At 66.1% G+C, this 12,271-nt stretch carries 10 protein-coding genes; 3 read left to right on the top strand and 7 right to left on the bottom strand.

Features of this window, described 5'->3' with window-relative positions:
- Positions 1–13: 13 nt before the first annotated feature.
- Entirely contained in the window at positions 14–2,041 is a 2,028-nt protein-coding gene (locus tag KV110_RS41120; RefSeq protein WP_393538196.1) for a M13 family metallopeptidase, read from the top strand.
- A gap of 75 nt (positions 2,042–2,116) precedes the next feature.
- Here the strand turns inward: KV110_RS41120 and KV110_RS41115 are convergent, their stop codons facing one another.
- The 7 genes from KV110_RS41115 to KV110_RS41085 all read right to left on the bottom strand — a co-directional run bounded on the left by KV110_RS41115 (position 2,117) and on the right by KV110_RS41085 (position 9,896).
- A complete protein-coding gene (locus KV110_RS41115) occupies positions 2,117–3,196 on the bottom strand; it encodes an ABC transporter ATP-binding protein (protein WP_218472471.1) in 1,080 nt (359 codons plus the stop codon).
- A 69-nt stretch (positions 3,197–3,265) separates the two neighbouring features.
- On the bottom strand, positions 3,266–4,594 hold the full coding sequence (locus tag KV110_RS41110) for an ABC transporter substrate-binding protein (RefSeq protein ID WP_218472470.1): 1,329 nt from the start codon (positions 4,592–4,594) through the stop codon (positions 3,266–3,268).
- Positions 4,595–4,678: 84 nt separating this feature from the next.
- Positions 4,679–5,470: a carbohydrate ABC transporter permease gene (locus KV110_RS41105; RefSeq protein WP_246634859.1), complete on the bottom strand. Its 792-nt coding sequence runs from the start codon at positions 5,468–5,470 to the stop codon at positions 4,679–4,681.
- A gap of 92 nt (positions 5,471–5,562) precedes the next feature.
- Positions 5,563–6,492: a carbohydrate ABC transporter permease gene (locus KV110_RS41100; protein WP_218472468.1), complete on the bottom strand. Its 930-nt coding sequence runs from the start codon at positions 6,490–6,492 to the stop codon at positions 5,563–5,565.
- A 176-nt stretch (positions 6,493–6,668) separates the two neighbouring features.
- Positions 6,669–7,589 (bottom strand): L,D-transpeptidase, encoded by a 921-nt coding sequence (locus KV110_RS41095; protein WP_246634269.1) that lies wholly within the window; start codon positions 7,587–7,589, stop codon positions 6,669–6,671.
- A 442-nt stretch (positions 7,590–8,031) separates the two neighbouring features.
- Positions 8,032–9,243 (bottom strand): serine hydrolase domain-containing protein, encoded by a 1,212-nt coding sequence (locus tag KV110_RS41090; protein WP_218479524.1) that lies wholly within the window; start codon positions 9,241–9,243, stop codon positions 8,032–8,034.
- A 113-nt stretch (positions 9,244–9,356) separates the two neighbouring features.
- Entirely contained in the window at positions 9,357–9,896 is a 540-nt protein-coding gene (locus KV110_RS41085) for a DUF6764 family protein (RefSeq protein WP_218472467.1), read from the bottom strand.
- A 193-nt stretch (positions 9,897–10,089) separates the two neighbouring features.
- Here KV110_RS41085 and lppU point away from each other — a divergent pair, with 193 nt between their 5' ends.
- Both lppU and KV110_RS41075 read left to right on the top strand, forming a co-directional pair.
- On the top strand, positions 10,090–10,716 hold the full coding sequence (gene lppU / locus KV110_RS41080) for an LppU family putative lipoprotein (protein WP_218472466.1): 627 nt from the start codon (positions 10,090–10,092) through the stop codon (positions 10,714–10,716).
- Between the two features lie 40 nt (positions 10,717–10,756).
- A complete protein-coding gene (locus tag KV110_RS41075) occupies positions 10,757–12,223 on the top strand; it encodes an MFS transporter (RefSeq protein ID WP_218472465.1) in 1,467 nt (488 codons plus the stop codon).
- Positions 12,224–12,271 lie beyond the last annotated feature (48 nt).

The raw sequence follows: 12,271 nt of genomic DNA, 5'->3' as shown, positions 1-12,271 counted from the left end.
CGTTTTCTGCATACTGGAGATCGTGACTTCCGAGCTGACCAGCCCTTCCGGTATCGATCTGTCCTACATCGACCAGGGCGTGCGGGTGCAGGACGACCTGTTCGCGCATGTCAACGGCAAATGGCTGGCCGACCACGAGATACCGGCCGACCGGGCGGTGGACGGCGCGCTGCGCACCCTGTACGACCAGGCGGAGCGGGATGTCCAGGTGATCATCCAGAACGCGGCCGCCGAACCGTCGGAACCGGGCAGCGATGCCCGCAAGATCGGCGATCTGTTCACCAGCTTCATGGACACCGAGACGGTGGCGGCCGCCGGGCTCACGCCGATCTCGGCGGAGCTCGCCGCGATCCATCAGGTCACCGACCGGAGTGCGTTCGCGACCCTGCTCGGCAGTTTGCAGCGCACCGGTGTCGGCGGTGCTGTCGGGTATTACGTCGACACCGACGACAAGAACTCCGACCGCTACCTGGTGCACGCCACCCAGTCCGGCATCGGGCTGCCCGACGAGTCGTACTACCGCCAGGACGAATCCGCCGAGATCCGGGCGGAGTACATCGCACACGTCGGCCGGATGTTCGCGCTGGCCGCCGCCGATCCCCGGATCGGCGCGCTGCTGCCGTCGGACCTGGATACGGTCGGGCAGCGGGTGTTCGAGCTGGAACGCAAGCTCGCCGCCGGACACTGGGACGTGGTTCGTCGCCGCGACGCCGAACGTAGCTACAACCTCACCACTTTCGCCGCACTGACCGCCGACTATCCCGAGTTCGATTGGGCGGCATGGACTTCGGCACTCGCTGCGGGCGTCGACAAGCCCGGCCCCGACTTGTTCGCCGAAGTCGTGGTGCGTCAGCCGGACTACCTACGCACCTTCGCTCAGGTGTGGGCCGAGGAATCGCTGGCCGACTGGCAGGCGTGGGCGGCCTGGCGGGTGATCCGTTCGCGCGCACCGTATCTCACCGATGAGCTGGTCGAGGAGAGCTTCGGCTTCTACGGCCGCACACTGACCGGTGCCAAGGAGAACCGGGAACGCTGGAAGCGCGGCGTTTCGCTGGTGCAGGACCTGCTCGGCGAGGCGGTGGGCAAATTGTATGTGGCCGAGCACTTCCCGCCTGCGGCCAAGGCTCGGATGGTGGACCTGGTCGCCAACTTGCAGGAGGCCTACCGCCGCAACATCGCCCAGCTGGACTGGATGGGCCAGGACACCAGGGCGGCCGCGCTGGCCAAGCTGGAGAAGTTCACCCCGAAGATCGGCTACCCGGACAAGTGGCGCGACTATTCCGACGTGGTGATCGACCCGGCCGATCTGGTCGGCAATTACCGCAACGGTTATGCCGCCGACCACGATCGCGACCTGAACAAGCTCGGCGGCCCGGTCGATCACGACGAATGGTTCATGACGCCGCAGACCGTGAATGCCTACTACAACCCCGGCATGAACGAAATCGTCTTCCCCGCGGCGATTCTGCAGCCGCCGATGTTCGACATGAATGCCGACGACGCCGCCAACTACGGCGGTATCGGCGCGGTGATCGGCCACGAGATCGGCCACGGTTTCGACGATCAGGGCGCCAAATACGACGGCGACGGCAACATGATCGATTGGTGGACCGACGACGACCGCACCGAATTCGGCAAGCGCACAAAGGCTTTGATCGACCAGTACAGCGTGCTGTCGCCCAAGGACCTACCGGACGAGCACACGGTCAACGGCGAATTCACCATCGGCGAGAACATCGGTGACCTCGGCGGCCTCTCCATCGCCCTGCAGGCCTACAAGATCTCCCTCGACGGCGCCGAACCGCCGGTGCTCGACGGCCTCACCGGTCTACAGCGCGTCTTCTACGGCTGGGCCCAAGTCTGGCGCACCAAGGTCCGCACCGAGGAGGCCATCCGCCGCCTCACCGTCGACCCCCACTCCCCACCGGAATTCCGCTGCAACGCCGTCGTCCGCAACATCGACAGCTTCCACGAAGCCTTCGAAGTGAAGCCCGGCGACGCGCTATATCTGGAGCCGACGGAGCGCGTGAAGATCTGGTGACCGGACGCCCCGGCTTTTGCGCCGTGTGACCGGAGTCGATGCAGAGCTCGATCGACTCCGGGCCGGGGAGCGCCGTCAGCGTAGGCGTTCCTCGGTTTCGGAATCGAAGAAGAAGACGTCGTCGAGCTTGGGGCGCAGCCGTAGCTGGTCGCCGAGCGCTACCTGGAAGCGGCGGTCGACTCGGACGACCACCTTGCCCGAGCGGCTGTTCCAGTCTTCGGCCACGCCGTGGCTGTAGACGAATGACTCCGCGCCCAGCTCCTCCAGCAGTTCGGCGGCGACGGTGAGGCCGCCGTCCTCGGTGGTCACCTCCCACGACTCGGGCCGAATGCCGACAACCACCCGCTCACCCGTTTTCGCGGTCCGCGGCAACGGGATTCGCAGATCATCCAGCACCGCCGCCCCGTCGCGCACGGGCGCCTCCAGCAGGTTCATCCCCGGCGAACCGATGAATCCGGCGACGAAGGTATTCACCGGATTGTCGTAAAGCTCACGGGGCGCGGCGATCTGCTGCAATTTGCCGTCCAGCAGCACCGCGACCCGGTCGCCCATGGTCATCGCCTCCACCTGATCGTGGGTGACGTACACGGTGGTGGTGCCGAGCCGCTTCTGCAGCGCGGCGATCTGCGAACGGGTGCTGACCCGCAGCTTCGCGTCCAGATTGGACAGCGGCTCGTCCATGCAGAACACCTGCGGCCTGCGCACGATCGCGCGGCCCATCGCGACTCGTTGCCGTTGGCCGCCGGACAGTTTCGCCGGTTTGCGGTCCAGCAGGTGCTCCAGTTCCAGCATCTTCGCCGCCTCCTGCACCCGCACCAGGGTGTCGGCCTTGTTCATGCCCGCGTTGCGCAACGCGAAGCCCATGTTCTGCGCGACGGTCATATTCGGGTACAGCGCGTAGCTCTGGAACACCATCGCCACATCGCGGGCCCGCGGCGGCAGACCGGTGACGTCCTTGCCGCCGATCAGGATTCGACCCGCCTCCACCGATTCCAAGCCGGCCAGCATGCGCAGGCTGGTCGACTTGCCGCAGCCCGATGGGCCGACGAGGACGATGAACTCGCCATCGGCGATGTCGATTTCCAGGCTGTCGACAGCGGGTGTCGGCGCACCGGGATACAGATGCGTCACCCCGTCGAACTGCACTGTGGCCATGGGCGTCGATCTCCTCGGATGAATTCGCGACGGCGGCCACGCCGAGGTGGCCGCCGACGGGTGCGGGCATTACTTGGGCAGTTTGGGCGTGATCTGCCGGTCGATGATGGCCTGCAGCTGGCTGCTGACATTGGCGAAAACGGTTGCCGGATCGGCGTTCTGCAGCCCGATCTGCTCCAACCCGGTGCCGATGATCTGGTCGCCGCCCGGCACGAACACCCGCGCGTAGTCCTGCGACTTGGTCAGCGGCAGCTGATCGATGGCGACCTTCGCGTTCGGGTTCTTCGCCAGGAAGTCCTGCACGCCCGGGTCGGCGACGGCCGACTTGCGCACCGGCATGTACCCGGTCGCCTGCGCGAAGTACGCCGTGTTCGACGCGTTGGTGATGAACTCGATGAACTTGAGCGCGTTCACTTTTCGCTGGTCGGAAATGCGCGCCGGAATCGCCAGACCGGCGCCGCCGGTCGTGACGCCGGGCCCGTTCGGGTGCGGCAGGAACGCGGTGCCGAACTGCAGTTTGCCTTCCGCGTTCTGCTTGATGCCCTTGAGGTCACCGGTGGAGGCGATGGTCGAGGCGATGACGCCGGTGCCGAAATCGACGGCGATCTGCGGCTTGATCCCCGCGTACTTCTTGGTGTGGATCATGTCGCGCAGGAACTGGCCCGCCGCGATCGTGCCGGGTTCGGTGAACTTCAGCTGCCAGCCGTCGGAGTAGGCGCCACCGAAGGTCCAGTTCGGGCCCTGGAAAGTCCAGGCGAGATAGTTCTTCGCGTCGCCCCAGCCGTGCGCGAGCTTGCCGTCGCCGACCACGGCCTGGATCTTCGGACCCCACTCGTCGAATTCCGGCCAGCTCTCCGGGCCACGGTCCGGCAGACCGGCTTTCGCCCAGACATCCTTGTTGTAGTAGAACAGCGGCGTCGACCGCGAGTACGGCAGCGCGTAGTGCTTGCCGTTGAACAGGTAGTCGGCGGCCAGCGAGTCGACGTAGTCGTCCAGCCGCACACCCGCGGCGCCGAAGTGCCCGTCCAGCGGTTCGATGGACCCGTTGAGCGCGTAGTTGAACCACCAGACATCGGACAGCACAACGACATCGGGCAGTTCACCACCGGAGAGCGCCGCATTGAACTTCTGCGACACCTCCTCGTAGTTCTTGCCCGCGTCGATCAGGTTGACCTTCAGGTCGGGGAACTTCTCGTGGAACCGCTTGATCAGCTCGGTTTCCTGATCCTTCGAGCTACCAGGGTGATTGGACCAGAAGTTGATGGTATTGGCGTCGCCGGACTGCTTGGCGCCACCGCCGGTGCCCGCGCACGCGGTGAGCGCCGCGCCCGCGGCGACGGCACCGGCCAGCCCGATGAATCCGCGCCGGGACAGCGCGGGGAACTGAGAAGTGGACACGTTTGTTCTCCTGTATCTAGTAGGCGCAGCCGGACGGAGTCCGTCTTTGGACCGCGCATGGCCGGAGCGAATGCGGAGGTACGCCTAACCTTTGACCGCACCCGAGGTGAGGCCTTTGATCATGTGGCGTTGCAGCAGCAGGAACACGACCAGGATCGGCAGCATCGTCAGCAACGTGCCCGACATGACCGGCCCCCAGTTGGTGACGCTCGGGTTCTCGGTGTTCTGCAGCAGCGTCAGCCCGACCGGCAACGTGGCGACCTCGGGGCCGTCGGCCATCAGGAACGGCCAGAGGTATTCGTTCCACTCGTTGACCAGCGTGACCACCGCGAAGGCGACCATGGTCGGCCCGGACATCGGCAGCACCACCCTGGTCAGCAGCCGCCACCAATTGGCGCCGTCCATCCTGGCGGCCTCGATCACCTCCGATGGCAGCGAAAGGAAATGGTTGCGCATCAAGAAGGTGCCGAACGCGACCCCGCAGAGCGGAACGATGATGCCCACCAAGGTGTTTCGCCAGCCGAGCTGGGAGACCAGCGCGTAGTTGGAGATCACGGTGATCTGGTTCGGCACCATCAGCGCCGCGATGATCACCAGGAACACCACCGACTTACCGGGGAACCGAAGGAACACCAGCCCGTACGCGCTGAACACGCCGAGCACGAACTTCACCGCCGAGATCACCCCGGTGACGATCAGTGAATTGCTCAGGAAGGTCCAGAACGGCAGCGTTGTGGTGGCATCGCGATAGTTCTCCGGATGCCAGCTGTGTGGCCAGTACACCGCGGGCTGCACGTAGATGTCCGGGCGGGCCTTGAACGAGGTGATGACGATCCAGAACAGCGGAACGCCGACAATGATCAGCACGCACACCATGGCCGCGTAACCGAGCAGCGTCACCCAACGTTGGCGGCGCTGGTAGGAAATCGTGCGGGACAGGCCGCTATTCGCCACAGCCGGATCCTTGATCACTGTTCGTTCCGATCCATGACGCGAACCTGCACCAGCGTGACGACCAGCAGCACCACGAACATGATGGTGGCCACGGTCGCGCCGTACCCGGCGCGGAAATTACGGAAAGATTCCTCGTACACCTGGTAGACCATCGTGGTGGTGCCGGTGCCGAGCGGACCGCCGCGGGTCATCACGTTGATGATGTCGAAGACCTGCAACGAGTTCAGCAGCACCGTGATCGACAGGAAGAATGTGGTCGGGCGCAGCTGCGGCAGCAGCACCTTGGTGAAGGTGGTCCACCGGCTCGCGCCGTCCATCTCGGCCGCCTCCATCAGCTCGGCCCGAACCCCTTGCAGCGCGGCCAGATAAATGACGAAGCTGTAGCCGAGATTCTTCCAGATGTAGGTCACCGTCACCATGAACAGCGCCCAGTGCGGGTCCTGATAGAAGTCGGGCACCTGTGCGACACCGATGCGGTGCAAGACATCCTGGACCAGACCGAAGCTCGGATCGAAGATGAACTGGAAGGCCACGCCGATGGCGGCGCCGGAGATGACGAACGGTGCGAAGATCGCCGAGCGGACCACATTGCGGCCGAACAACTTCCGGTCCAGCAGCAACGCGAGCGCGAGACCGAGCACCATGCTGCCGACCACCGCCGCGAGGGTGAAAACCACTGTGTTGGTGACGATGTCCCAGGAATCCGGCCGACTCCACCACTCGCGGTAGTTGGCGACTCCGATGAAAGTGGCCACCGGATCGGAAATGTTCCAGTCGTAGAACGAGAGCCGGATGTTGTCGATCAACGGCCGGTAGACGAACAGCGTCAGCAGCGCGAGATTCGGCACGACCAAAACGAGGAACAGGGCGTAGTCCTGCCAGGGCCGGTTGCGCAGACCACGTCCGCGCGGTTGGGGCAGTACTCGTTCCGGCCTCGCTCGCACGTCGCGCACTCTACGGACGGGAGCAAACAGTCGGTTAACGCCGGCCCCCCGACCGCTGAACTTCTCGAGCACGCGCACAGTGAATCAAAAAGCCGAACACCACGATCAGCAAACTGCTAATTGATCGTAATGTTCGGCTTCGTGACGTGTCTTGTGCCGCCGGAGCGGCGAACCTGCTAGTCGTTCCAGTCGCCCAAACCGTCGCTGGCGCTCAGCGTTCCGCCCTTGGTGTTCACGATGACGACCGGGTCACCCCGGCGGGTGTTCTCCATGAACCACTTGGCGTTCTCGGTGCTCACGTTCAGGCAGCCGTGGCTGGCGTTGGACTTGCCCTGCTGTCCGACCGACCACGGGGCCGCGTGCACGAAGATGCCGCTGTTGGAGATGCGGGTCGCGTACTCGACCTCGAGTTTGTAGCCCTCGGGATCGGTGACGGGGACACCGTAGGTGGACGAATCCATGATCATCTTGCGCAGTTGCTCGCCGACGATGTAGGTGCCGTTCGGGGTCTCGTGCTTGGGCTTGCCCATCGAGGTCGGCATCGTCTTCACCTCCTCACCATTGCGGGTGATGGTGATGGTGTGCGTGTTGTCGTCGGCCGTGCTGACCAGGGCGTCGCCGATCTTGAAGGCGCTGCGGGTCTCGCCCGCCTGCACCTGCACGTCGGTGTTGTCCGGCCAGAACTCGTTCGGCCGCCAGCGCACCTGCTTGTCGCCGCGCCAGTAGAAGTGGCCCGGCGCCGGCTTCGACGAGGTGATCTTGATGAACTTCTCGGCGGTGGCCTGATCGGTCACCGGGTCCTTGAAGTTGATGATGATCGGCTGGGCCACCCCGACCACCTCGCCATCGGCGATGTTGATCGAGGGCGGCGCGAAGTTCGGCTGCTGCGGCTGTGGCTCGGTTGCCGAACCGGCCGATCCGGAACCGAGCCCGGGGATGGGTTCGGCCTCGGCGGGCGCGACGAGCAGGACACCCGCCGCCGCGATGGTCGCGGACAACAGGGCGCCCGCCCGCAGCCTGCGGGTTAGCTGTGCCCCCCGGCGGCGAGCAGGTAGCGACCCGGTGTGCGAAGCGGCATGCATAGGTTTCTCGTCCATTCCATCTCTCGCGCACACGCGCAGACGCGCGCGTATGTCACGAGATCTCTCATCGGCGTGGGGCAAGCAGAGCGGCCCCACGGGTATTGACGGCCCGACCCTTCGTCCTTCCTACCGTCCAGGTGCGGCTGGAAGCCAGTGGCGTTTCCTATTGATTCAGACAGACCGGCCGGTGTGGTCGCCGTCACATAACCCGTTGTGGGCCATTCGGTTTCGCGAAAGGTACCGGTCAAGTCGGCGAGTCCGGTGTGCCGAATGATCTCGCTGGTCGGTCGCCATGAGGGCGGCGTCAAACGTCTTCGTGATGTAAATCACTCACCACACCGAACAGAATCGGGCGGTGCGGACCGGTTGCTATGTTGTGCGGCACCGAGATTGGCGCACGGCCGTTCGCATACTTCGGGGCCAGGCGCAGCCGCACCCGTCTGCGGGTTCGACCCGCCTAGGAATCGGTCTCGTCGATGACGACGGCCGGTTTGACTCTGCGCACCGTGTTGCGCGCGGTCGCCGCGAGCCGGGCGAGCCGGGCGTCGCCGAGCGCGGTCACCGCGTTGCCGAGTCGGTTGGTGACGAAGGCGACCGACATGCCGAGTTCCGGATCGGCGTAGGCCCCCGAACCACCGACGCCGTAGTGGCCGAACGCCTTTCGCGGTTGCTGCTTGGACATCAGCACCGGGCGGTGGTAGCCGAGGGTGAAGCGCAGTGGCAGGCCGAGCACGTAGTCGCGGCTCTCCGCGGGCTGCACCTGGTTGATGAGGTCGATCGTCTCCGGCCGCAGAAACTGCACGGTTTCGCCGCCGCCACGGCGCTCAACGAAGACCCGGCCCTCGTTGGCCAGCGCCCCATACATTCTGGCCAGCGCGCGCGCCGAGAAGACGCCGTTCCAACCCGGCATCACGGCGTCGTGCACCCGAGGGTCGCGGACCAGTTCGTCGAAGCTCTCCGGCATGCCCGCCTCGGCGAGCCCGCGAATCGGGCGAACCCAGGACAGCACCGACGAGGCGGTGTTCCAGCGGATCCCGGGCGGGCTCAGGTGCGGGAAGATCTTGGCGATCCGATAACGCTCGGCTTCCGGCACCCGGAACCAGAATTCGTCGAGCCCGAGCGGCTCGGCGATCTCCCGGCGCAGCACGTCGGTGAACGATTCGCCGGTGACCCGCTGCACGATCTCGGCGACCAGCCAGCCGAAGGTGATGGCGTGGTAGCCGGAGGTGCGGATACGGCGCGGATCCGGCGGGCTGTCGGCCAGCGCGCGGACCACGGCGCCGTAGTCGAGGATGCCCTCGCGGCCGGGGACCAGGCCGCGCACTCGATGCAGCCCGGCCCGGTGCGAGAGCACATCGCGCACCGTGATGTCGTCCTTGCCGTGCGCGGCGAATTCGGGCCAGTACTGGGCGACCGGCGCGTCGTAGTCGATCAGGCCGCGTTCGGCCAGCCGATGCAGCACGGTGGAGGCGACGCCCTTGCCGGTGGAGAAGGTCAGCGCGACGGTGCTGCCGTTCCAGCGCCGGTCCTTGCCTGCCCAGCCACCCCAGATGTCCACCACCGGCTTGCCGTCGAGGTAGACGGCCAATGCCGCGCCGCCGCGGCTCGGCTGGGTGAACATGCCGAAGAATTGGTCGGCGAGCCGGATGAATCGCGGGTCGACCAGCATCTCTTTGGGCGCGGCCAGCTTGCCCTTCGCCGGGTCGGCGGCGTCGAAGTCGCCCGCTGCCGTTGCCGAAACCATGCGGTCACCTCCTGACCACCGCGCATCGGGTGCGTCCCTCAGGGTAGCTGGTCCACCGGGGTCTGCCAGCGGCCGAAGGGCGTGCTCAGGCACGTGTCGCCGGTACGTGAATTCCAGGCGAAGGCCCCGCCGCCGAGGCACACCACGGTCCGGTCGGCGGTCCGCGCGCCGGCGCGGGACCCGTCGAGGGCGACCGACACAGCGATCGTCGGCGTGCCCGGGTTCGCTGAAATCTGGTTGTGGTCAATGGAACTGAGTGCGATCGCGTCCTGGCCGACGCCGATCGCGATCGGTATCCCGCCCGCACCGTCGCTGGCCCCCACCCCGCCGGCCGCGCCGATGCCGATCGCCATCGCCCCCGCGGTGGCATTCGCGTAGCCGACACCGTCGATTCCCAGAGATTTCGCCTGGCCGAGCAGGTCGGTGGCGGCGCGGCAGGCGGTGCGGCCGTCGATGACGGTGATGTCCGTGCCGTTTTCCGAGGTGCAGTGCACATCGGTTGCTGAGGCCACGGCGGGCAGCCAGAGAGAGGCGAAGACCGCGCCAGCCGAGCAGACAATCGTGCTGATCAGCTTCACGGTGACTCCTCTCGAACTACGAAACTCCACCATACCCAGATCGGTTGCTGGAACCTCGATTCCGCAGTCGAGTCGACGTGCGCGTATGCCATGGTGTATGCATGGCGTGTATTTCAAGCACAGCTAAGTTTTGTTTACTTCGGATTCTTACGGGGGTGTGAGTTCGGAGCGTTACAGCTCGGGAGGACTGTACGTGTCTGGTCAACTGACCTGGGGTCGAGTCGCGTCTGCGGCGTTTATCGCGATGGCCGCCCTAGCGGTGGTCGGCTGTAGCTCCACCATCAGCGGTAGCGCGCAGCCCGCAGTGAACAACGGCACCATCGATGCCGTCTCTACCACCCCGAAACCTTCGCCAGGCAAGCCCACTTCGGGCCGGCCGACCACCAGCAAGCCCACGCCGACCAAGAGCGCCAACATCGACTTCAAGGCCGAGGAGGGCGACTGCGTCACGCTCGGCGGCACCACCTCGAACGCCACCATCGAGAAGGCGTCCTGCGGTAGCCGGGCGGCGAATTACAAGGTGATCGGTAAGGCGCCGAAGAGCTCGCAGTGCGTGAGCGACGCAGACAACTACTACGCCGAGACCCTCAACGGCATCGAGCAGGGCGCGTACTGCCTGGACATCGACTGGGTCGTCGGCGGCTGCATGGACGTCGGCGGCGACGATCCCAAGCGGATCGACTGCACCGGGGCGGCGACCAGCAAGGGCGTCAAGGTCGTCAAACGGGTGGACGGCGCCGACGATGTCAGCGTCTGCGGCAGCGGCACGGGGTACGTCTACGAGGAGCGTCGATTCGTCGTCTGCGTCCAGGAACTCTGACACCGGCGATCTCCCCGCATCCGGCCATTATGTTGAGTCGGTGCGCACCACTGATCTGCCCCGGCTGAAATCGGCCACCGGCCGCTGGATTCTGCTGGCCACCATCCTCGGTTCGTCGGTGGCCTCGCTCGACGCCACCGTCGTGAACATCGCGTTGCCGCGGATCGGGGAGTCGCTCGACACCGATGTGGCCGGGCTGCAGTGGACCTTGAACGGGTACACGCTGACCTTGGCGTCGTTCATTCTGCTCGGCGGCTCGCTCGGTGACCGGCTCGGCAGGCGCAAAGTGTTCGTCTGGGGCACCATCGGTTTCGCGTTCGCCTCGGTGCTGTGCGGCGCCGCGGTCAATATCGAGATGCTGGTGTTCGCCCGCATTCTGCAGGGCGTGGCCGGTGCCATGCTGACGCCGGGCAGTCTCGCGTTGATCTCCTCGTCCATCGATCGGCGCGATCAGGGCGCGGCGATCGGCCTGTGGTCCGGCTTCGGCGGGGTCTCCGGCGCGCTCGGGCCGTTCCTCGGCGGCTGGCTGATCGAGCTGGCCGGCTGGCGCTCCATCTTCTTCATCAATGTGCCGCTCACCCTCGTGGTGGTGCTCGTCGCGTTGAAACATGTGCCGGAGAGCCATGATCCGAATGCCAAGACGCAACTGGACGTGCCGGGCGCCCTGGTGGTCGCGCTGGCGCTCGGCACGCTGACCTTCGGCTTGATCGAGACCATGCCGCTGCTCATTGTCTCCGGTGTGCTGTTGCTCGCGGCGTTCGTGGTGATCGAGATGCGCAGCGACCATCCGCTGGTCCCGCCATCGCTGTTCGCCTCGAGGGTCTTCACCGCTGCCAACCTGGTCACCCTCGCGGTCTACGCGGCGCTCGGCGGCGTGTTCTTCCTGCTGGTGCTGGAACTGCAGCTGGTGGCGGGATATTCACCGCTGATGTCGGGCGTGGCCACCGTGCCGATCACGCTGATCATGCTGGTCCTTTCGGCGCCCGCCGGACGCTGGGCGCAGGTGCACGGACCGCGTATTCCGATGACGGTGGGTCCGCTGCTCGCCGCGGGCGGCCTGGTGCTGCTGTTGCGGATCGGTCCGGACACCACGTACCTCACCGATGTATTGCCCGGCGTGCTCGTCTTCGGGTTCGGCCTCGCGGCCTTGGTCGCCCCATTGACCGGCGCCGTGCTCGGCGCGGTGCCGTCCAGCGAGGCCGGTATCGCGTCCGGGGTGAACAACGCCGTCGCGCGGACCGCGCAGCTACTCGCCGTCGCCGCGCTGCCCGGGTTGGCCGGCATCTCCGGCGCGCTCGGCGATCCGGTCGCCTTCCATCACGGATTCGGTACCGCCGTGTGGATCTGCGTCGGGTTGCTGCTGGCGGGCGCGGTGCTCGCGGCCGCCCTGCTGCGCCCGCCGCGCCGCACGCCCGCCCTGGACAGCGTCGACTGCATGCCGCAGTGCGCGGTGGCCGGACCCGCCCTGGCACCGACCCATAACGAGGCCGCCCATAACAAGAACTGAGCGGGCGCACCAGATCTCTGGTGCGCCCGCTCATTCTGTCTGTGGACT

This window comes from Nocardia iowensis (assembly GCF_019222765.1).
Classification (GTDB): domain Bacteria; phylum Actinomycetota; class Actinomycetes; order Mycobacteriales; family Mycobacteriaceae; genus Nocardia; species Nocardia iowensis.
This window is presented reverse-complemented; position numbering and strand designations above follow the sequence as displayed.

Coding starts and splice junctions, on each gene's coding strand:
- KV110_RS41105 (WP_246634859.1), bottom strand. CDS start 5,470: ATGGTGTGCGTGCTGATCATTGTCGGCGTTCCGCTGTTCTGGATCGTC.
- KV110_RS41090 (WP_218479524.1), bottom strand. CDS start 9,243: ATGCTGGTCGACCCGCGATTCATCCGGCTCGCCGACCAATTCTTCGGC.
- KV110_RS41095 (WP_246634269.1), bottom strand. CDS start 7,589: ATGGACGAGAAACCTATGCATGCCGCTTCGCACACCGGGTCGCTACCT.
- KV110_RS41115 (WP_218472471.1), bottom strand. CDS start 3,196: ATGGCCACAGTGCAGTTCGACGGGGTGACGCATCTGTATCCCGGTGCG.